This is a genomic window from Streptomyces sp. TG1A-8, from assembly GCF_030499535.1.
Classification (GTDB): Bacteria; Actinomycetota; Actinomycetes; order Streptomycetales; family Streptomycetaceae; genus Streptomyces.
This window is the reverse complement of sequence record NZ_JASTLB010000001.1, coordinates 2314610-2335091: the sequence shown is the minus strand read 5'-3', so window position 1 is coordinate 2335091 and position 20482 is coordinate 2314610. Positions and strand designations below refer to the sequence as shown.

Genomic DNA, 20482 nt, shown 5'->3' with positions numbered 1-20482 from the left:
GTCAGAGGTCCCCCGCGATCGTGTTGCGCTCGCTGGGCTGGACGTAGACCAGCCCGTCGCCCTCGAAGCGGATCTGGAAGGCCTCGCCGCCGCCCTCCCCCAGCAGCGTGCGGAACGTCACGCCGGACTGGAAGGACTGGCGCACCTCGCCCTGGTGGGCGATGTAGGCCCCCGGGTCGACGACCAGCGGGTACTGCGGGCCGACCCGGAGCACGACGGCCGGCCCGTCGGACGTGATCGCCGCCTGTCCGTGCCCCTCGACGGTCGTGGTGAACAGCCCGTTGCCCTGCGAGGCGCCGCGCAGCCCCGTGAAGGTCGTGCCGGTGCGCAGCCCCGCGTCGGTCGCGAGCAGGTTGCTCGACTCGACCCAGAGCCTGTCCCCCCGGAGGTCGACCAGGTTTATCTCGGCGGCGCGGTCGGCGAACCAGCAGGTCCCGTGCCCCCGCACCTCCATCACCGTCATCTGCTCGCCGGTGAGCCGCCGCGTCACCATCCCGCGCAGCCCCTCGCCGCCGCCGCTCAGCTTCTTGAAGGACATCTCCCCGTCGTACGCGACCATCGAGCCGTTCTTCGCCTTCACGGCGTCCCCGGTCATGTCGACGGCGAGGACCTTGCTCCCCTGGAGCCGGAACATCGCCACGCTGTGACGTTAGCGGGGGCGGCCCGTGCCGGACAGCCCCCTCCCGTGCCGCGCGCACCGGTGTTTGTCACAATGGGCGGGCCTTGTGCTTGCGTTCACAAGGCCGGTCCGCACCGTGACCGCGTCGTCAGCGACCCTCCCACCGAAGGTGATCCGTGGACCTCAAGACAGCTTCCGCCCTCCGCCGCCTCCGCCTGGTCTCGGCGCCGGAGGCCGTGTCCTTCCTCCTCCTGCTCGTCTGCTCGGTCCTGAAGCGGACCACGGACTTCAACGCGGTGCCGGTGATGGGCGCCGTCCACGGCGTCCTGTTCATCCTGTACGTGCTCTTCTGGGCGGACGCCTGGAACCGCGCCAGGTGGAGCCCCGGCACCGCGGCCCTGTACTTCGTCCTCTCCGTCCTGCCCACCGGCGGTTTCTTCGCGGAGCGCAGGCTGCGCCGCGAGGCCCAGGACGCCGTCATCGCCGCCCGCGCCCGCAAGGAAGGGGTCGTGAACGCATGATCGTCGCCTTCTCCGTGACGCCGCTTGGGGTCGGCGAGGACGTGGGGGAGTACGTCGCCGACGCCGTCCGCGTGGTGCGCGAGTCGGGGCTGCCGAACCGCACCGACGCCATGTTCACCTCCGTCGAGGGCGAGTGGGACGAGGTCATGGACGTCGTCCGGCGCGCCGTCGCCGCCGTCGAGGCCCGCGCCCCGCGGGTCTCCCTCGTCCTCAAGGCCGACATCCGCCCCGGCGTGAGCGACGGCCTCACCGCCAAGGTCGAGACGGTCGAACGGCACCTGGCGCGGTAGTCCCGCCGCGGCGCCCCCGCCCGCCGGACCGAAGGGCGAGACGGAGCTGACCGGCATATGACCGGCCGGTAGGGTCTGATGACGTGCCGAAGCCTCTCAGTCTCGCCTTCGACCCCATCGCACGTGCCGACGAACTCTGGAAGCAGCGCTGGGGAAACGTGCCGTCCATGGCCGCGATCACCTCGATCATGCGCGCGCACCAGATCCTGCTCGCCGAGGTCGACGCGGTGGTCAAGCCGTACGGGCTGACGTTCGCGCGCTACGAGGCGCTGGTGCTGCTCACCTTCTCCAAGGCCGGCGAGCTGCCGATGTCCAAGATCGGCGAGCGGCTGATGGTGCACCCCACGTCCGTGACGAACACCGTGGACCGTCTGGTCAGGTCCGGACTGGTGGCCAAGCGGCCCAACCCCGACGACGGCCGCGGCACGCTCGCCGTCATCACCGGCAAGGGCCGCGAGGTGGTCGACGCGGCCACCCGCGACCTGATGGCGATGGACTTCGGCCTCGGGGCGTACGACGCCGAGGAGTGCGCGGAGATCTTCGCGATGCTGCGTCCGCTGCGCGTCGCGGCGCACGACTTCGAGGACGAATGACCCGGGACGGGACCTCCCGGGACGGACGGTTACGCTCGTGGGCATGAAGAAGAGCGTGCTGACCCGCTACCGCGTCATGGCCTACACGACCGGTGTCCTGCTGGTGCTGCTGTGCCTGAGCATGATCGCGAAGTACGGGCTGGACGTCGACGGTGCCGCCGACTTCACCCGGGTCGTCGCCATCGCGCACGGCTGGCTGTACGTCGTCTACCTGGTGTTCGCCTTCGACCTGGGCTCCAAGGCCAAGTGGCCGGTCGGCAAGCAGCTGTGGGTGCTGCTGGCGGGGACCGTCCCGACGGCCGCGTTCTTCGTCGAGCGCGGGATCAGCCGGGAGCTGGAGCCCCGCTTCGCCGAGCGGGCCCCCGCCGCCGCCGAGGCCTGAGCCGCCGCCTCCCCCGACCCCGACCGCCGTACGGCACCCGTGCGGCGGTTGCCCATCGACATTTACTAGGACGTCCAAGTAAATTCGGGGACATGGACGCTCACGCCATCGAAGAAGGCCGCCGGCGCTGGCAGGCCCGCTACGACGCCGCCCGCAAGCGCGACGCAGACTTCACCACGCTCTCCGGCGATCCCGTGGAGCCGGTGTACGGGCCGCGGCCGGGGGACACGTACGGGGGATTCGAGCGGATCGGCTGGCCCGGGGAGTACCCCTTCACGCGCGGGCTCCATCCGACCGGCTACCGCGGGCGTACCTGGACGATCCGCCAGTTCGCCGGGTTCGGCAACGCCGAGCAGACCAACGAGCGGTACAAGATGATCCTGGCGGCGGGCGGCGGCGGGCTGTCCGTGGCCTTCGACATGCCGACGCTCATGGGCCGCGACTCCGACGACCCGCGCTCGCTCGGCGAGGTCGGGCACTGCGGCGTGGCCATCGACTCGGCCGCCGACATGGAGGTCCTGTTCAAGGACATCCCGCTGGGCGACGTGACCACCTCCATGACGATCAGTGGTCCCGCCGTGCCCGTGTTCTGCATGTACCTGGTCGCCGCCGAGCGGCAGGGCGTGGACCCCTCGGTGCTCAACGGGACCCTGCAGACCGACATCTTCAAGGAGTACATCGCCCAGAAGGAGTGGCTCTTCCAGCCCGAGCCGCACCTGCGCCTGATCGGCGACCTCATGGAGTACTGCGCGGCCGGCATCCCCGCCTACAAGCCGCTCTCCGTCTCCGGCTACCACATCCGCGAGGCCGGGTCCACGGCCGCGCAGGAGCTGGCGTACACCCTCGCGGACGGGTTCGGATACGTGGAGCTGGGGCTCTCGCGCGGTCTCGACGTGGACGTGTTCGCGCCGGGGCTCAGCTTCTTCTTCGACGCCCACGTCGACTTCTTCGAGGAGATCGCCAAGTTCCGCGCGGCCCGGCGGATCTGGGCGCGGTGGATGCGGGACGTCTACGGCGCCAGGAGCGAGAAGGCGCAGTGGCTGCGCTTCCACACGCAGACCGCCGGGGTCTCGCTGACCGCGCAGCAGCCGTACAACAACGTGGTCCGCACGGCCGTGGAGGCGCTGGCCGCCGTGCTCGGCGGGACCAACTCGCTGCACACCAACGCGCTCGACGAGACGCTGGCGCTGCCCAGCGAGCAGGCCGCGGAGATCGCGCTGCGCACGCAGCAGGTGCTGATGGAGGAGACCGGGGTCGCCAACGTGGCGGACCCGCTGGGCGGTTCCTGGTACGTCGAGCAGCTGACGGACCGGATCGAGGCCGACGCGGAGAAGATCTTCGAGCAGATCCGGGAGCGGGGCCTGCGGGCGCACCCGGACGGGCGGCACCCGATCGGCCCGATCACCTCCGGGATCCTGCGCGGGATCGAGGACGGGTGGTTCACCGGCGAGATCGCGGAGTCCGCGTTCCGGTACCAGCAGGCTCTGGAGAAGGGCGAGAAGAGGGTCGTGGGCGTGAACGTCCACACCGGGTCGGTCACCGGGGACCTGGAGATCCTGCGGGTCAGCCACGAGGTGGAGCGGGAGCAGGTCCGGGCGCTCGCCGGGCGGAAGGCCGCGCGGGACGAGGCGGCGGTGCGCTCGGCTCTGGAGGACATGCTGGCGGCCGCGCGGGAGGGCACCAACATGATCGGGCCCATGCTGGAGGCCGTACGGGCCGAGGCGACCCTCGGCGAGATCTGCGGCGTGCTGCGGGACGAGTGGGGGGTGTACACGGAACCGGCCGGGTTCTGACCCCGCCGGGTGCGTGCACGGGGCTCACCGCGCGGGCCGCGCGGTGAGCCCCAGCAGCAGGACGCGGGTGAAGCCCCGCACCCACTGCTCGTCCGCCGGTTCGCCGCTGACCAGGGTGCGGTGGACCACTGCGCCCGCCACCATGTCGAAGATCAGGTCCGCCGTGCGCGCCGTCTCCGCCGGATCCGGCTCGGCAGGCAGTTCGCCGCGCTCCTGTGCCCGTGCCCGGCCCTCCAGGACCAGGCGCTTCTGGCGGTCCACGATGGAGGCGCGGATGCGTTCGCGCAGGGCGTCGTCGCGGGTGGACTCCGCGACCACCGCCATCAGCCCGCTCCTGGCCTCCGGACGGCCCAGGATGGCCGCGAACTGCAGGACCACCCCCTCGATGTCGGCGGCGAGGCAGCCGCGGTCGGGCAGCCGCAGTTCGTCGAAGAGTTCGGCGACCGCGTCGACCACCAGTTCGCACTTGCCGGGCCAGCGGCGGTACAGCGTCGTCTTCGCGACCCCGGCCCGGGTCGCCACGTCCCCCAGCGTGAGCCGGGACCAGCCCAGTTCCACCAGAGCCTGCCGCGTGGCGGCCAGGATCGCGGCGTCCGCGGCGGCGCTGCGCGGGCGCCCGGTGCGGGCGGCGGGGGGGCGGCTCTGCATACCACGACCATAACCGGCGGGTCCCGTGGTGCCGTGAGGGAGATCACCGGGGCGTGGTGTCGCGGAGGACCCCGATGGCATTACGCTACGGGTCGTAGCGAAAGCGCGTGACGGACGTACACGGGCGACGTGCACCGGCGTGGGGTGGGGACCCGGCGCCACCGACGGGGCCTTTTCCTTCACGCGCCGGAACGGGGGAGGATGGACGCATGCAGCCACGGAACATGTCCATGAGCGGTGTCGTCGACCTCGCCGCGGTGAAGGCGGCCCAGGAGGCCAAGGCCAAGGCCGAGCAGGCGCGCGCCGAAGCCGCCCGGCGGGGCGGGACGGGCGCCGTCTCCCCGGCCGACCTCGTCATCGACGTCGATGAGGCCGGCTTCGAGCGCGACGTCCTCCAGCGCTCCGCCGAAGTACCCGTCGTCATCGATTTCTGGGCCGAGTGGTGTCAGCCCTGCAAGCAGCTGAGCCCGGTCCTGGAGCGGCTGGCCGTCGAGTACGGCGGGCGCTTCCTCCTCGCGAAGATCGATGTCGACGCCAACCAGATGCTGATGCAGCAGTTCGGGGTCCAGGGGATCCCGGCCGTCTTCGCCGTGGTGGCGGGACAGGCGCTGCCGCTGTTCCAGGGAGCGGCCGGCGAGCAGCAGATCCGGCAGACCCTGGACCAACTGGTGCAGGTGGCCGAGCAGCGCTTCGGGCTGACCGGCCTGACCGTCGACCCGGACGCGGAGCCGGGTGGCGCCCCGTCCGCCGAGGCGCCGGCGGGACCGTACGAGTCGGCGCTGAACGCCGCCGCGCAGGCCCTGGACGCCGGCGACCTCGACGGCGCCGTCCGGGCCTACCGGAACGTGCTGGCCGACGACCCCGCCCACCCCGAGGCCAAGCTCGGCCTCGCGCAGGCCGAACTGCTCCAGCGGGTGCAGGACATGGACCCGCAGCGGGTGCGCCAGGAGGCCGCCGGGAAGCCGGCCGACGCCGCGGCGCAGATCGCGGCCGCCGACCTGGACCTGGTGGGCGGCCACGTCGAGGACGCCTTCGGGCGGCTCATCGACACCGTGCGGCGCACGGCGGGCGACGACCGCGACGCGGTGCGCCGCCGACTGCTGGAACTGTTCGAGGTCGTGGGGCCGGAGGACCCGCGGGTGGTCGGGGCGCGCAGGGCGCTCGCACGGGCGCTGTTCTGACCAGTCGCTAAACGTCACGGCACGTGATGCCGGGGTGAAAGATTCGCCATGAAGGGTCGAAGCGACCGCGCTTTGCCAAATCTTGGCGATCGGGCCGCCTGTTACTCCAAGTAAGCCAAAGCCGTTGGTCTGTCTGGGTTAGTCCGGGGATCAACGGCTTTGCTCTGCCCTGGGGAGCCACCGAGTGTGGCGCTCCGGGACCGCTGGGGCAGGGTTCGGTTATCCGGCCGTTACTAGCGAGTAACGAACCCCCTTGTGCAGGCGGCCGGAATGCACCACGATCGGCCACGCTCGGTCCATTCCCGCAGCCCGGCAACCGGTCGGGTCACGGGAGACTCTGGGTCCCCACCGAGCAGAGCCGGCGGCAGTGGCGCCGGCTCTAGGGCAGGGGGGTCTTCGCCGCACCGGCGAAGCCTGTCCAGAGGTTGTGCGTGATGCGTGTCAGGCGCGACCAGTGGTTGTCGCTCGGGGGTGATCGCCGGTGATTCGGTCGCGGTTCGCGCCACCGAGCGCGGGCGCTCCCCTTCCCGAGGACGTAGCACTTCTCCCATCCCTGCCCGGCCGAGCCGCCGACTGGGGCGAGTCCGGGCCAGGAGATGTACGTCCGAGAAGGAGGAAATATGGAGTCCCAGGTGCGTGGCGGGACCAGATGGAAGCGGTTCGCTGTGGTCATGGTGCCCAGCGTGGCCGCCACGGCGTGTATAGGTGTGGCCCTCGCACAGGGCGCTCTCGCCGCCTCGTTCAGCGTGTCGGGTCAGTCGTTCAAGGTGTCCGCCGACCAGCTGGTCGGTACCGGCTTCGCGCAGTACGGCGCGATCGACAACGGTTACACGCTGGACGGCAAGAAGACGGCCCACCCGGTGGCCGTCTCGGCGTTCAAGCACGCCGACATCACCAACCTGTGCCAGTCCGTGGTCACCCCGGACGTCCCGGTGTTCGGTTCCGTCAGCCTCATCCTGAGGGCGGGCGGCGCGGGCCACGACAAGGTGCAGGCCGACAACATCTACATCGATGTCGCCGACCTGAACGCCGACGCGACGTTCGAGAACATCGACATCGGTGTGGCCGCCAAGGACGCCTCCAAGGGTCCGGGCATGAAGGGCGGGGGCGAGCAGTCGAACCCCTACGGCTTCGCGCAGCAGGCCGACAAGGCCACGCTGGACGACGTGAAGCAGACGGCGTGGGCGACCACCGCCGGCACCTTCAAGCTCAGCGGCCTGAAGATGTCGCTGTCGACGGGTACGCACGAGTGCTACTGAGCACGCGCTGAGGGGCGGGGGAGCCGATGGCGCCCCCGCCCGTCCGCTCTCGTCCGCGCCGTCGGGCGCGGCTCACATCACCACCACAGCAACGCCGCACCAGGGAGCTGTTTTCCATGAGCGCCGAGACTCCTGCCGCCCCCGGCCAGTTCACCAGCCGGAGGCTGCAGTTCCGCGCCTGGCGGGGCACGCGTCCGTTCTGGGCCGGACTCTACGTCCTGCTCAGCGGCCTTCCGATCATGTACTTCCCGTACTTCCACCTCCAGCTCGGACACCTGACGCTGGCGATGGCGACCACCGCCGGAGCGGGATCCCTGATCATCGGCGTGCTGCTCATCGTCCTGGGCGTCAGCCTCTGGTTCCAGAAGCACGTCCGGACCTTCGCCGGCATCGCCGCGATCCTGCTGGCGCTGGTGTCCCTGCCCGTGTCCAACTTCGGCGGCTTCGTCGTGGGCTTCCTGCTCGCCCTCATCGGCGGCGCGATGGCCGTGGCCTGGTCGCCGGGCGCGCCGCCGCAGCCGGAGCCGCCGGCCGGGCCCGCGCCGGCCCAGGGCGCCGCCCCCGGGGCCCTGCCGCTGCCCCACCAGGGCGCGTACGGGACGGGCGCACCGAACGACCTGTCAGGAACGAGCCCGGCCAACGGGGCGAACGGGAGGCACAGTGCCGGCTGACGAGGTGACCCACGGGATGGATGTGGACGCGTCCCGTGCGAGAACCGGGCCACGCCACGCGGCCCCCAAGAAGCCGCTGTTCAACAGGTTCCACATGCCGGCCGGCAAGGCGATGGTCACCGTGGCGATGCCCACGGCCGTCCTCATGGGCATGGGCTTCACGTCGAGCCTCGCCCTCGCCGACAACGGCGGCGCGTCGGCGTCCAACAGCCAGAAGGCCGCGGAGTACAAGGACTGCGTCAGCGCGCTGGAGGAGGCCGAGGACGCCTCGGCCTCGCCGTCGCCCTCCACCGGCGAGTCCGCCGGCACGGCCACCCCCACCCCCACGGCGACCGCCGGCGGCGAGGACACGGGGGGCGCGAAGGACACGGAGGACACCAGGAACACGGAGGACGCCAAGGGCACCGAGGACGCCGGGGGCACGGGCACCGCCTCTTCGCCGGATTCAGGTTCCGACGACAAGGCCGCGCCCGAGCCCACGGCGACCGCGCAGTCCTCCGGCTCCGGCTCGGACACGGGTGCGCCGGACTCCCGGGACACGGCCGCGCCGGCCCCGTCGGCGGGCGGCAGCGGCGGCGGAGGCCTGCTGGGCACCCTCGGCGACACGCTCGGTGGCATCCTCACCGGCGGCAAGAAGGCCTCCGGCGCGTCCGCGGAGCCGGCCCCGGCACCGGCCGTCTCGCAGTCGTCGCCCCCGTCCTCGTCGCCCCCGTCCTCGTCGTCCTCGTCGTCCTCGTCGTCCTCGTCCGGGACGGACTCCCCGGCGGCCTCCTCGTCCCCGGGCAAGGCGTCCGGCGGCGCCTCCGGCGCCGTCCAGGACACCGTCTCCCAGGCCGGCGGGACGATCCGGGACACGGTGGAGGGCGCCACCGGCGCGGTGTCCAAGGCGGCCGGGGACACCGCGAAGACGGCCGGGGACGCGGCCGGGGACGCCGCCGGGTCGGCCGCGCCCAGCCCGTCGGCCGACGCGAGCGCGCCGGCCGGCGACTGCCCGGTGGCCACCGACGACGAGAGCGGTGTCGACAACAAGGTCCCGGTGGCGGACGACCCGTGGTACCTGAACGCCAGCTCGCTGCTGCTCAAGGACGCCGACTACCAGGGCATCGTCGAGGTCAGGACGGCCAACGGCACCATCAAGAAGGTACTGAAGTACGTCATCTCCGGCGGCACCGACATCGGCGACCTGCACCAGACGGTGAAGGACGCGCAGGCCGGCAAGACCTACCACGTCCAGGCGGCCCCCGGTTCGACGTCCACCATCACCGGCGGCGACACGGTGATGTACACCGAGAGCATCTCGGGCGACCTGTTCGGCCTGGTCCCGGTGACGTTCAGCCCCGACAGCCCGCCCCCGTTGAACATCCCGCTGATCTACTTCACCAACGCCAAGGTGGTCCAGGCCGCCCAGTTCGGCGGGAACCTGCACGTGCCCGGCATGCACCTGTACACGACCGACTGAGCGGTCGCACGAGCCCGTTCGGGAGCCGCGCGACGCCGAGGGCGCCCCCTGGTCCAGGGGGCGCCCTCGGCGTCGTACAGGGGTCCTCGCGACCGTGCGTCAGCCGGTGCTGCCGAGGTGGTGGACGCGGACCATGTTGGTGGTGCCCGAGACGCCGGGGGGAGAGCCGGCGGTGATGACGACGGTGTCGCCCGCGTCGAAGCGGTTCAGTTTCGCCACCTCCTGGTCCACCATGTCGACCATCTCGTCGGTGCTGTTGACGAACGGCACCACGTGCGACTCCACGCCCCAGCTGAGCGTCAGCTGGTTGCGGGTGCCCTCGTCGGTGGTGAAGGCCAGGATCGGCTGGGCCGCGCGGTAGCGGGACAGGCGGCGGGCGGTGTCACCGGACTTGGTGAAGGCGATCAGGCCCTTGCCGCCGAGGAAGTCGGCGATCTCGCAGGCCGCGCGGGCCACCGAACCACCCTGCGTGCGCGGCTTCTTGCCCGGCACCAGCGGCTGCAGGCCCTTGGACAGCAGCTCCTGCTCGGCCGCCCGGACGATCTTCGACATCGTCTTGACGGTCTCGACCGGATAGGCGCCCACACTGGACTCGGCCGACAGCATGACCGCGTCGGCGCCGTCCAGGATCGCGTTGGCCACGTCGGAGGCCTCGGCGCGGGTCGGACGCGAGTTGGTGATCATCGACTCCATCATCTGGGTCGCCACGATCACCGGCTTGGCGTTGCGCCGGCACAGCTCGATCAGGCGCTTCTGCACCATGGGGACCTTTTCGAGCGGGTACTCGACGGCCAGGTCGCCGCGGGCGACCATCACGCCGTCGAACGCCATCACGACGTCCTCCATGTTGTCGACCGCCTGCGGCTTCTCCACCTTGGCGATCACCGGGACCCGGCGGCCCTCCTCGTCCATGATCTTGTGGACGTCGGTGACGTCCTTGGCGTCCCGGACGAAGGACAGGGCGACCAGGTCGCAGCCCATGCGGAGGGCGAAGCGCAGGTCCTCGACGTCCTTCTCGGACAGTGCGGGCACGTTGACGGCCGCACCGGGCAGGTTGATGCCCTTGTGGTCGGAGACGACACCGCCCTCGATGACGATCGTCCGCACCCGCGGGCCCTCGACGTCCAGGACCTTCAGCTCGACGTTGCCGTCGTTGATCAGGACCTGGTCGCCGCGCGAGACGTCGTTCGGGAGCCCCTTGTACGTCGTGCCGCAGACGTGCTTGTCGCCCGGCACGTCCTCGGTCGTGATGACGAACTCGTCACCGCGCTCCAGTTCGACCGGCCCCTCGGCGAAGGTCTCCAGGCGGATCTTCGGGCCCTGGAGGTCGGCGAGGACGCCGATGGCGCGGCCGGTCTCCTTGGCGGCGGCCCGGACGCGGTCGTACCGCGCCTGGTGCTCGGCGTGGCTGCCGTGGCTGAAGTTGAAGCGGGCCACGTTCATGCCCGCCTCGATCATGGTGACGAGCATCTCGTGGGAGTCGACCGCGGGGCCGAGGGTACAGACGATTTTCGAACGGCGCATGGGGCGATCCTATCGGTTTGTTTCGCTGCGGAATATTCCGGCTGACGGAAGATGCAAATGGGCGGGCGCGCGCTCAGGCGTGTTACCGCGTTGTATTGCTCAGCTCTTCTTTCCGACCAGTGCGTACGTCTGCGTGGCGATCTCCAGTTCCTCGTCCGTCGGCACCACGGCGACCGCCACGCGCGCGGATGAGGGGGAGATCAGCCGCGCCTCACCACTGCGCACGGCGTTCAGCTCACCGTCGACCGCCAGGCCCAGCCCCTCCAGGCCCGCGATCGCCGCCTCCCGCACCGGTGCCGCGTTCTCCCCGACCCCGGCCGTGAACGCGACCGCGTCCACGCGGCCGAGTACCGCGCAATAGGCGCCGATGTACTTCTTCAGCCGGTGAATGTAAATGTCGAAGGCCAGGGCCGCGTGTTCGTCGCCCTCGTCGATCCGGCGGCGGATCTCCCGCATGTCATTGTCCCCGCACAGCCCGAACAGACCGCTCCCCTTGTTGAGGAGAGTGTCGATCTCGTCCATGGACATTCCGCCAACGCGCGCCAAATGGAAGATGACCGCCGGGTCCAGATCACCGGAACGGGTACCCATCACCAGCCCTTCCAGCGGCGTCAGCCCCATGGAGGTGTCCACGCAGCGGCCCCGGGCCACCGCCGAGGCCGAGGCGCCGTTGCCCAGGTGCAGCACGATGACGTTGACCTCGGACGGGTCCTTGCCCAGCAGCCGCGCGGTCGCCCGGGAGACGTAGGCGTGCGAGGTGCCGTGGAAGCCGTAGCGCCGGATCCGGTGCCGGTCGGCGACCTTCGGGTCGATCGCGTAGCGCGCCGCGTACTCCGGCATCGTGGTGTGGAACGCCGTGTCGAACACGGCGACCTGCGGCAGGTCCGGGCGCAGCGCCCGCGCGGTGCGGATCCCGGTGAGGTTGGCCGGGTTGTGCAGCGGCGCGACCGGGACCAGCCGCTCGATCTCGGCGAGCACGGCGTCGTCGACGACCGTCGGCTCGGTGAAGAACATGCCGCCGTGCACCACCCGGTGGCCGATCGCGGCCAGCTCCGGCGAGTCCAGGCCCAGCCCGTCGCGCGCCAGTTCCCCGGCGACCGCCTTCAGGGCGGCGTCGTGGCCGGCCACCGGTCCGTTCTGCTCCCTGGTTTGGCCGGTGGCGACGCAGGTGTGCCGCAGCCGGGAGGTCCGCTCGCCGATGCGCTCGACCAGCCCCACGGCGAGCCGGCTCGTGTCCCGCATGTCGAGCAGTTGGTACTTCACCGACGACGAACCGGAGTTCAGGACGAGGACACGGGTGCCGGTCACTGGGGGATTGCCTTCTCGCTGGGGGTCTGGGCCTGGATCGCCGTGATGGCGACGGTGTTGACGATGTCCTGGACGAGCGCGCCGCGGGACAGGTCGTTGACCGGCTTGCGCAGGCCCTGCAGGACCGGGCCGACGGCGATCGCGCCGGCCGAGCGCTGCACGGCCTTGTAGGTGTTGTTGCCGGTGTTGAGGTCGGGGAAGATCAGCACGCTGGCCTGCCCGGCGACCTCGGAGCCGGGCAGCTTGGTGGCGGCGACGGACGGCTCCACGGCCGCGTCGTACTGGATCGGCCCCTCGATCTTCAGGTCGGGCCGCCGCGTGCGGGCCAGTTCGGTCGCCGCGCGCACCTTGTCCACGTCGGCCCCCGAGCCGGAGGTCCCGGTGGAGTAGGACAGCATCGCGATCCGCGGCTCCACGCCGAACCGCGCGGCCGTCCCCGCCGACTGGACGGCGATGTCCGCCAGCTGCTCGGCGTCCGGATCCGGGTTGACCGCGCAGTCGCCGTACACCAGCACCTTGTCGGCCAGGCACATGAAGAACACGGAGGAGACGATCGAGGAGTCCGGCCGGGTCCTGATGATCTCGAAGGCGGGCCGGATGGTGGCCGCCGTGGAGTGCACCGAGCCGGAGACCATGCCGTCGGCCAGGCCCTCCTGGACCATCAGCGTGCCGAAGTAGTTCACGTCGGCGACGACGTCGTAGGCCAGTTCCCCGGTCACGCCCTTGTGGGCGCGCAGGGCGGCGTACCGCTCGGCGAAGGAGTCGCGCAGGTCCGAGACGGCCGGGTCGATCAGCTGCGAGTCGCCGAGGTCGATGCCGAGGTCGGCGGCCTTCTTGCGGATCTGGTCGACCGGCCCGAGCAGGGTCAGGTCGCACACGCCCCGGCGCAGCAGCACCTCGGCCGCGTGCAGCACCCGCTCCTCGGTGCCCTCCGGCAGCACGACCCGGCGCCTGTCGGAACGGGCCTGCTCCAGCAGCTTGTGCTCGAACATCATCGGCGTGACCCGGTCGCTGCTCGGCGCCGAGACCCGGCGGGCCAGGTCCGCGGTGTCGGCGTACCGCTCGAACAGGCCGAGCGCGGTCTCCGCCTTGCGGGGGGTGGCCGCGGTCATCTTCCCCTCCAGGGAGAAGAGCCGCTCGGCGGTCGGGAAGCTGTTGCCGGACACCGCGACCACCGGGGTGCCCGGGGCGAGCCGGGCGGCCAGGGTGAGGATCTCGTCGCTGGGCACCTCGTTCAGGGTCAGCAGCACACCGGCGATCGGCGGGGTCCCGGCGCTGTGCGCGGCCAGCGAGCCGACGACCAGGTCCGCGCGGTCGCCCGGGGTCACCACCAGGCAGCCCGGGGTCAGGGCGCCGAGGAAGTTCGGCAGCATCGCCCCGCCGAAGACGAAGTCCAGCGCGTCGCGGGCCAGCCCCGAGTCGTCGCCGAGCAGCACCCGGGCGTCGAGGGCGCGGGCGATCTGCGCGACCGTCGGCGCGGACAGGGCGAGGTCGTCGGGCACCACGTAGCAGGGCACCGGCAGCCGGTCCGCGAGGCGCCCGGCGATCTCGTCGCGGTCCTCGCGGGCCACCCGGTTGGTGACCATGGCGAGGACGTCGCAGCCGAGGCCGTCGTACGCCCGGTAGGCGTTGCGGGTCTCCGCCAGCACCGACTCGGCCGGCTGCCTGAGGCCGCCCACCACCGGGATCACGGAGGCGCCGAACTCGTTGGCGAGGCGGGCGTTCAGGGACAGCTCGTCGGGCAGCTGGGTGTCGGCGAAGTCGGTGCCGAGGACCAGCACGACGTCGTAGTCGCGGGCCACCAGGTGGAAGCGGTCGACCAGCGTGGAGACCAGTTCGCCGGTGCCCCGCTCGGCCTGGAGCGCGGACGCCTCCTGGTAGTTCACGCCGTAGACGGTCGCCGGGTCCTGGGAGAGCCGGTAGCGGGCCCGCAGCAGCTCGAACAGGTGGTCCGGCCCGTCGTGGACGAGGGGCCGGAAGACGCCCACCCGGTCCACCTGCCGGGTCAGGAGCTCCATGACCCCCAGTTCGACGACCTGGCGGCCGTCGCCGCGGTCGATCCCGGTCACGTACACGCTGCGCGTCACGTGTGCACTCCGTTCCCTGCGTTCCCTGCGCTTCGTCCGTCCCGGCCGCCCCGGCCGCCCCGGCCAACGTCCCGGCCGCCCGGCCGTCATGTCCGGGCACAAAAATCGCCCACCGAGGTGAGCAAGACCCTCTTGACAATACCCCCGGTGCCGGTTAAAGCGCCCATCATGCCCCCATCGCCCCCCGAGACGTGAAACAATCGACCCGGCTCACCGGTACCCACAGCGAGCAGGAGACACAGCACGATGCGCATCGGAGTTCTCACCGCAGGCGGCGACTGCCCCGGCCTGAACGCCGTGATCCGGTCGGTCGTGCACCGCGCGGTGGCGCAGTACGGCGACGAGGTCATCGGCTTCGAGGACGGTTACCGGGGTCTGCTGGACCGCCACTACCGTGCCCTCGACCTCGACGCGGTCAGCGGCATCCTGCCCCGCGGCGGCACCATCCTCGGCTCCTCCCGCCTGGAGCGCGACCGGCTGCGCGAGGCCTGCGAGCGGGTCACCGACATGGTCGGGGAGTTCGGCATCGACGCGCTGATCCCGATCGGCGGCGAGGGCACGCTGACCGCGGCCCGCATGCTCTCCGACGCGGGCCTGCCCGTCGTCGGCGTGCCCAAGACGATCGACAACGACATCTCCTCCACCGACCGCACCTTCGGCTTCGACACCGCCGTCGGCGTGGCCACCGAGGCCATGGACCGCCTGAAGACCACGGCCGAGTCACACCAAAGGGTGATGGTGGTCGAGGTCATGGGCCGGCACGCCGGCTGGATCGCCCTGGAGTCCGGCATGGCCGCCGGCGCCCACGGCATCTGCCTGCCCGAGCGCCCCTTCGACCCCGCCGACCTGGTCAAGATGGTCGAGGAGCGGTTCGCCCGCGGCAAGAAGTTCGCGGTCATCTGCGTCGCCGAGGGCGCCCACCCGGCCGAGGGCAGCATGGACTACAGCAAGGGCGAGATCGACCAGTTCGGCCACGAGCGCTTCCAGGGCATCGGCACCGCGCTGGCGTACGAGCTGGAGCGCCGCCTCGGCAAGGAGGCCAAGCCGGTCATCCTCGGCCACATCCAGCGCGGCGGCGTCCCCACCGCCTACGACCGCGTCCTCGCCACCCGCTTCGGCTGGCACGCCGTCGAGGCCGCGCACCGCGGCGACTTCGGCAGGATGACCGCGTTGCGCGGCACCGACATCGTGATGGTGCCGCTCGCGGAGGCGGTCACCGAGCTGAAGACGGTGCCGAAGGACCGGATGGACGAGGCGGAGTCGGTCTTCTAGGCGCCGGCCCGCCGCGGCGGCGGGACCGCAGCACCGGGAGACCGCAGCACCGCGGGAGCGGGAGCGCGCGGGTGCTCACCGCGACCGCACCCACCGGTACACCAGCTCCGGCCGGCCGACCTGCCCGTACAGCGGCTTGCGCTCGGCCCTGCCGGCCTCCACGAGGTGCTCCAGGTAGCGGCGCGCCGTGATGCGCGAGATGCCCACCGCCTCCGCGACCCGGGCCGCCGTCAGCCCTTCGGTCACCTCCCGGACGGCCCCGGTGACCCGCTCCAGGGTCGGGCCGCTCAGGCCCTTGGGGAGTGCCGCGGGCGACGGTGCGCGCAGCACCGCCAGCGCCCGGTCCACCTCGTCCTGGCCGCTCGCCTCGCCCGCCGCCGCGCGGAACTCGGCGTACCGGACGAGGCGGTCGCGCAGGGTGGCGAAGGTGAACGGCTTCAGGACGTACTGGACCACCCCCAGCGAGACGCCCTCGCGCACCACCGCGAGGTCGCGGGCCGAGGTCACCGCTATCACGTCGGCGTGGTGCCCCGCCGCCCGCAGCGCGCGTGCGAACCGCAGCCCGTGCACGTCCGGCAGGTGCAGGTCCAGCAGGAGCAGGTCGACCGGCGTGCGGTCCAGGACGCGGCGGGCCTGCGCGCCCGTGTGCGCCCTGCCCGCCACCACGAACCCCGGCACCCGCCCGACGTACATCACGTGCGCGTCGGCGGCCACCGGGTCGTCCTCCACCACCAGGACCCGGATGGGCGGCCCCTCGTGCGTCATCCGCCGCCCCCCACCGCCGCGGGCAGCGGCAACCGCGCCTCGAACACCGCTCCGCCCTCCCGCGCCCGCGCGACCTCCAGCGTTCCGCCGAGCCGGGTGACGGCCTGCCGGACCAGCGCCAGCCCCAGGCCCCGCCCGCCGGGTCCGGCCGGCTTCGTGGAGAACCCCCGCCGGAACACCAGGTCGGCATGGGCGGGGTCGACACCGGGGCCGGTGTCCGAGACGCGCAGCACCAGCCCGGCGGCGAGGGCGCGCGCCGTCACCGTCACCCGCGCCCGCGCGCTGCCCTGCGCCGCGTCCACCGCGTTGTCGATGAGGTTGCCGAGGATCGTCACCAGCTCGCGCGCCGGCAGGCCGGAGGGCAGCACCGAGTCGTCCAGCCGGCTGTCGGCCGACACCACCAGCTCCACGCCCCGCTCGTTCGCCTGGGCCGTCTTGCCCAGCAGCAGGGCGGCCAGCACCGGTTCCCCCACCGCCGCCACCACCCGGTCGGTCAGGGCCTGCGCCAGTTCCAGCTCCGCCGTGGCGAACTCCACCGCCTCCTGCGCCCGACCCAGTTCGATCAGCGACACGACCGTGTGCAGGCGGTTCGCCGCCTCGTGCGCCTGGGAGCGCAGTGCCTGGCTGAAGCCCCGCTCGAAGTCCAGTTCGCCCGTCAGCGCCTGCAGTTCGGTGACGTCCCGGAGGGTGACCACCGTGCCCCGGCGCTCCCCGCCCGACACCGGTGAGGTGTTCACCACCAGCACGCGCGAGGCGGTCAGGTGCACCTCGTCCACCCGGGGCGCCGAGGACAGCAGCGCGCCGGTCAGCGGCGCCGGCAGACCCAGGTCCGCCACCGGACGTCCGATCACGTCCGGATCGGCGGTGCCGCCCACGCCCAGCAGCTCCCGGCCGCCGTCGTTGATCAGCGCCACCCGGTGCCGCCCGTCCAGCATCAGCAGCCCTTCGCGGACGGCGTGCAGCGCCGCCTGGTGGTAGTCGTGCATCCGGCTCAGCTCGGTCGCGTTCATGCCGTGGGTGTGGCGGCGCAGCCGGGCGTTGACGACGTAGGTGCCGACCGCACCCAGCAGCAGGGCGCCGCCCGCGACGCCGAGCAGGGCCGTCACCTGGCCCCGGACCCGTTCGCTGATCGCCTCCACCTTGATGCCGGCGCTGACCAGGCCGACGATCCGGCCGCCGTCCCGCACCGGCGTGACCGCGCGGACGGACGGGCCGAGCGTGCCGGTGTACGTCTCGGTGAAGGTGCGGCCGCGCAGGGCGGGGCCGGTGCGGCCGAGGAAGTGCCGGCCGATCTGCCTGCGCTCCGGATGGGTCCAGCGGATGCCCCGCGGGCTCATGATGGTGACGAAGTCGACGTTCGCGTCCCGCGTGACCCGCAGGGCGTACGGCTGCAGCGCGGCGGTGGGGTCGGGGGTGCGGACGGCCGCGCCGACCGAGGGGGAGTCGGCGACCGAGCGGGCCACGGCCGTCGCGTGACGGGCCGCCGCGTCCTCGGCCTGCCGCCGGTCGCTGACGTAGGTGAACAGCGCGCACCCGGCCACGACCACCGCCACCAGCACGGCCTGCATGGCGAACAGTTGGCCCGCCAGGCTGCGGGGCCGGGGGAGGGGCGGCAGACGCATGCCAGCAGTCTGCCCCTTTGAGCGGGCGTGAACTAAATGAACGGAAGGGTGACCGCCACCACCGGGCGGGAGATAGTCACGGCGTTCCCCCGCTCGGCCCGGACGTGAGCCGCACGCCGGTGTTCGCCGACGAAGACGTCAAGGAGGGCAGCCGTGGCCGCCACCACCCCCGATACGGCACCCGCCGCGCCCCGCGCGCGGCGGGACCGGACCCATTACCTGTACGTCGCCGTCGTCGCGGCGGTCGGGCTCGGCATCGCCGTGGGGCTCGTCTGGCCCGACGCGGGCGTCGCGCTGAAGCCGCTGGGCACCGGTTTCGTGAACCTGATCAAGATGATGATCTCGCCGATCATCTTCTGCACGATCGTGCTCGGGATCGGGTCGGTGCGCAAGGCCGCCAAGGTCGGTGCCGTGGGCGGCATCGCGCTCGGCTACTTCTTCGTGATGTCGCTGGTCGCGCTCGCCATCGGGCTCGTCGTCGGCAACGTGCTGCACCCCGGCGAGGGGCTGCACCTGACCGACGCGCTCAAGCAGACCGGGCACGCCCAGGTCTCCAGCGAAGCGCTGCCGCCGGTCGACTTCGTGCTGTCGATCATCCCGGTGACCTTCGTGTCCGCCTTCACCGAGGGCCAGGTGCTGCAGACGCTGCTCGTCGCGCTGCTCACCGGGTTCGCGCTGCAGGCGATGGGATCGGCCGGGCAGCCGGTGCTGCGCGGCGTCGAGCACGTCCAGCGGCTGGTCTTCCGCATCCTGGCCATGGTCATGTGGGCCGCGCCGATCGGCGCCTTCGGCGCCATCGCGGCGGTGGTCGGGTCCGCCGGCCTCGACGCGCTGAAGAGCCTGGCGGTGCTGATGCTCGGTTTCTACGTCACCTGCGTGCTGTTCGTGTTCGTCGTGCTCGGCGCCGTGCTGCGGATCGTCGCCGGACTGAACGTCTTCTCCCTGCTGAAGTACCTCGCCCGCGAGTTCCTGCTGATCCTGTCGACCTCGTCCTCCGAGTCCGCGCTGCCGCGGCTGATCGCGAAGATGGAGCACCTGGGCGTCAGCAAGCCGGTCGTCGGCATCACCGTGCCGACCGGCTACTCCTTCAACCTCGACGGCACCATGATCTACATGACCATGGCCTCCCTCTACATCGCCGACGCCCTCGGCACCCCGATGTCCGTCGGCGAGCAGATCCCGCTGCTGCTGTTCCTGCTGCTGGCGTCCAAGGGCGCGGCGGGCGTCAGCGGGGCGGGCCTGGCCACGCTGGCCGGCGGTCTGCAGTCGCACAAGCCCGCGCTGGTCGACGGCGTCGGACTGATCGTCGGCATCGACCGCTTCATGAGCGAGGCGCGCGCGCTGACCAACTTCGCGGGCAACGCCGTCGCCACCGTGCTGATCGGCACCTGGACCAAGGAGATCGACGGTGACCGGGTCCGGCGCGTGCTCGCCGGCGAGCTGCCGTTCGACGAGACCACGCTGCTGGACGAGGGCCGGCCGGCGGCCGGCGAGGGGCCCAGGGCGCGGGAGGAGGAGCCGGCCAGGGCCTGAGCCCCGCGCCCCCGCCGGGGCGCGGCGCCCCCGTCCCCGGAAGCCCGGCCCCGCCTGAACCGGGGCCGGGCTTCCGGCCGGCCGCCGTGGAGGACCCCCCGCCACGGCTCCCCGCCCGCCCCGGCCACCGGCGCGGTGGCAGGCCTTGCCCTGACGCCCACGTCAACGCCTACGGTCGGCACCATGCGAATCGGCGAGCTGGCCGCACGGGCCGGAACCACCCCCCGCACCCTGCGCTACTACGAGGCGCGGGGGCTGCTGCCCGCACGGCGCGACGAGCACGGACACCGCACCTACGACGAGGGCGACCTGAGGCTGCTGCGGCAGATCCGGACGCTGCAGGACTTCGGGTTCGGCCTGGAGGAGACGCGGCCGTTCGTGGAGTGCCTGCGGGCCGGGCACCCGCAGGGCGACTCCTGCCCGGCCTCGCTCGTGGTCTACCGGCGCAAGCTGGAGGAGCTGGACGCGCTCGTCGGGCAGCTGACGGCGGTGCGGGAGAGGGTCGCGGCACAGCTGGCGCGGGCGGAGCGGGCCCGGGACGAGCTGGCCGCCGAGTCGCTGGTTCCGGGAGGTCCGGAACCCGGGTGCGAACTGGGAGGACTGACACGGTGAACTCGACGGGCGGACCGGCCGAGGTGACGGACGCGGATTTCGCGGCAGAGGTGATCGATGCCGACCTGCCGGTGCTGGTGCAGTTCACGGCCGACTGGTGCGGGCCCTGCCGGCAGCTGGCGCCGGTGCTGAAGGACATCGCCTTCGAGGAGGGCAAGCGGCTGAAGGTCGTACGGCTGGACGTGGACCGCAATCCGGGGACGGCGGTGGCGTACGGCGTGCTGTCCACGCCGACCCTCATGGTCTTCCGGGACGGTGAGCCGGTGCGGTCGATGGTGGGGGCGCGGCCCAAACGGCGCCTGCTGCAGGAGCTGGCGGACCTGCTGTAGGACGGCACCGGCTC

At 72.1% G+C, this 20482-nt stretch carries 20 protein-coding genes; 13 read left to right on the top strand and 7 right to left on the bottom strand.

What is annotated here, in order from left to right; translation table 11 throughout:
- Position 1 precedes the first annotated feature (1 nt).
- The gene (locus QQY24_RS09700) at positions 2-634 is read right to left on the bottom strand and encodes an AIM24 family protein (RefSeq protein ID WP_301976190.1); all 633 of its coding nucleotides are present in this window, start codon (positions 632-634) and stop codon (positions 2-4) included.
- Positions 635-795: 161 nt separating this feature from the next.
- Between QQY24_RS09700 and QQY24_RS09695 the strand changes: the two genes are divergently transcribed.
- The 5 genes from QQY24_RS09695 (at position 796) to QQY24_RS09675 (ending at position 4198) form a co-directional block, all read left to right on the top strand.
- Entirely contained in the window at positions 796-1140 is a 345-nt protein-coding gene (locus QQY24_RS09695; RefSeq protein WP_301972263.1) for a DUF3817 domain-containing protein, read from the top strand.
- A complete protein-coding gene (locus tag QQY24_RS09690; RefSeq protein ID WP_301972262.1) occupies positions 1137-1430 on the top strand; it encodes an MTH1187 family thiamine-binding protein in 294 nt (97 codons plus the stop codon). The genes QQY24_RS09695 and QQY24_RS09690 overlap by 4 nt, the downstream gene beginning before the upstream one ends.
- Positions 1431-1513: 83 nt before the next feature.
- Positions 1514-2023: a MarR family winged helix-turn-helix transcriptional regulator gene (locus tag QQY24_RS09685; protein ID WP_301972261.1), complete on the top strand. Its 510-nt coding sequence runs from the start codon at positions 1514-1516 to the stop codon at positions 2021-2023.
- Between the two features lie 43 nt (positions 2024-2066).
- Positions 2067-2405 carry a DUF3817 domain-containing protein gene (locus tag QQY24_RS09680; protein ID WP_301972260.1) on the top strand — a complete coding sequence of 113 codons (339 nt, stop codon included), beginning with the start codon at positions 2067-2069 and terminating at the stop codon, positions 2403-2405.
- Between the two features lie 92 nt (positions 2406-2497).
- Complete coding sequence (locus QQY24_RS09675; protein ID WP_301972259.1) at positions 2498-4198, top strand: methylmalonyl-CoA mutase; 1701 nt, start codon at positions 2498-2500, stop codon at positions 4196-4198.
- A 24-nt stretch (positions 4199-4222) separates the two neighbouring features.
- Here the strand turns inward: QQY24_RS09675 and QQY24_RS09670 are convergent, their stop codons facing one another.
- Positions 4223-4846, bottom strand: a complete 624-nt coding sequence (locus tag QQY24_RS09670; RefSeq protein ID WP_301972258.1) for a TetR/AcrR family transcriptional regulator — start codon at positions 4844-4846, stop codon at positions 4223-4225.
- 209 nt (positions 4847-5055) lie between these two features.
- Here QQY24_RS09670 and QQY24_RS09665 point away from each other — a divergent pair, with 209 nt between their 5' ends.
- From QQY24_RS09665 to QQY24_RS09650, 4 genes are all read left to right on the top strand, one after another.
- Positions 5056-6027: a tetratricopeptide repeat protein gene (locus tag QQY24_RS09665; protein WP_301972257.1), complete on the top strand. Its 972-nt coding sequence runs from the start codon at positions 5056-5058 to the stop codon at positions 6025-6027.
- Between the two features lie 620 nt (positions 6028-6647).
- Entirely contained in the window at positions 6648-7286 is a 639-nt protein-coding gene (locus QQY24_RS09660) for a DUF6230 family protein (protein WP_301972256.1), read from the top strand.
- 116 nt (positions 7287-7402) lie between these two features.
- Complete coding sequence (locus QQY24_RS09655; protein ID WP_301972255.1) at positions 7403-7957, top strand: DUF6114 domain-containing protein; 555 nt, start codon at positions 7403-7405, stop codon at positions 7955-7957.
- Positions 7947-9416, top strand: coding sequence for a hypothetical protein (locus QQY24_RS09650; RefSeq protein WP_301972254.1), 1470 nt, complete (start codon positions 7947-7949; stop codon positions 9414-9416). Before QQY24_RS09655 ends, QQY24_RS09650 begins: the two co-directional genes overlap by 11 nt.
- A gap of 99 nt (positions 9417-9515) precedes the next feature.
- On the opposite strand, the gene pyk is transcribed toward QQY24_RS09650, so the two are convergent.
- The 3 genes from pyk to pta all read right to left on the bottom strand — a co-directional run bounded on the left by pyk (position 9516) and on the right by pta (position 14335).
- Entirely contained in the window at positions 9516-10940 is a 1425-nt protein-coding gene (gene pyk / locus QQY24_RS09645; RefSeq protein WP_301972253.1) for a pyruvate kinase, read from the bottom strand.
- A gap of 99 nt (positions 10941-11039) precedes the next feature.
- Positions 11040-12248 (bottom strand): acetate kinase, encoded by a 1209-nt coding sequence (locus QQY24_RS09640; RefSeq protein WP_301972252.1) that lies wholly within the window; start codon positions 12246-12248, stop codon positions 11040-11042.
- Positions 12245-14335, bottom strand: coding sequence for a phosphate acetyltransferase (gene pta / locus QQY24_RS09635; RefSeq protein WP_301972251.1), 2091 nt, complete (start codon positions 14333-14335; stop codon positions 12245-12247). Before pta ends, QQY24_RS09640 begins: the two co-directional genes overlap by 4 nt.
- Before the next feature lie 246 nt (positions 14336-14581).
- Between pta and QQY24_RS09630 the strand changes: the two genes are divergently transcribed.
- Positions 14582-15607, top strand: a complete 1026-nt coding sequence (locus QQY24_RS09630; protein WP_301972250.1) for an ATP-dependent 6-phosphofructokinase — start codon at positions 14582-14584, stop codon at positions 15605-15607.
- Positions 15608-15682: 75 nt separating this feature from the next.
- Here QQY24_RS09630 and QQY24_RS09625 read toward each other — a convergent pair whose 3' ends face one another.
- Entirely contained in the window at positions 15683-16372 is a 690-nt protein-coding gene (locus QQY24_RS09625) for a response regulator (protein ID WP_301972249.1), read from the bottom strand.
- On the bottom strand, positions 16369-17994 hold the full coding sequence (locus QQY24_RS09620; RefSeq protein ID WP_301972248.1) for a sensor histidine kinase: 1626 nt from the start codon (positions 17992-17994) through the stop codon (positions 16369-16371). Before QQY24_RS09620 ends, QQY24_RS09625 begins: the two co-directional genes overlap by 4 nt.
- A 153-nt stretch (positions 17995-18147) precedes the next feature.
- Here QQY24_RS09620 and QQY24_RS09615 point away from each other — a divergent pair, with 153 nt between their 5' ends.
- From QQY24_RS09615 to trxA, 3 genes are all read left to right on the top strand, one after another.
- On the top strand, positions 18148-19527 hold the full coding sequence (locus tag QQY24_RS09615) for a cation:dicarboxylase symporter family transporter (RefSeq protein WP_301972247.1): 1380 nt from the start codon (positions 18148-18150) through the stop codon (positions 19525-19527).
- Between the two features lie 183 nt (positions 19528-19710).
- Positions 19711-20139, top strand: a complete 429-nt coding sequence (locus tag QQY24_RS09610) for a MerR family transcriptional regulator (RefSeq protein WP_301972246.1) — start codon at positions 19711-19713, stop codon at positions 20137-20139.
- Entirely contained in the window at positions 20136-20468 is a 333-nt protein-coding gene (gene trxA / locus QQY24_RS09605) for a thioredoxin (RefSeq protein WP_301972245.1), read from the top strand. The genes QQY24_RS09610 and trxA overlap by 4 nt, the downstream gene beginning before the upstream one ends.
- The last annotated feature ends 14 nt before the right edge of the window (positions 20469-20482 follow it).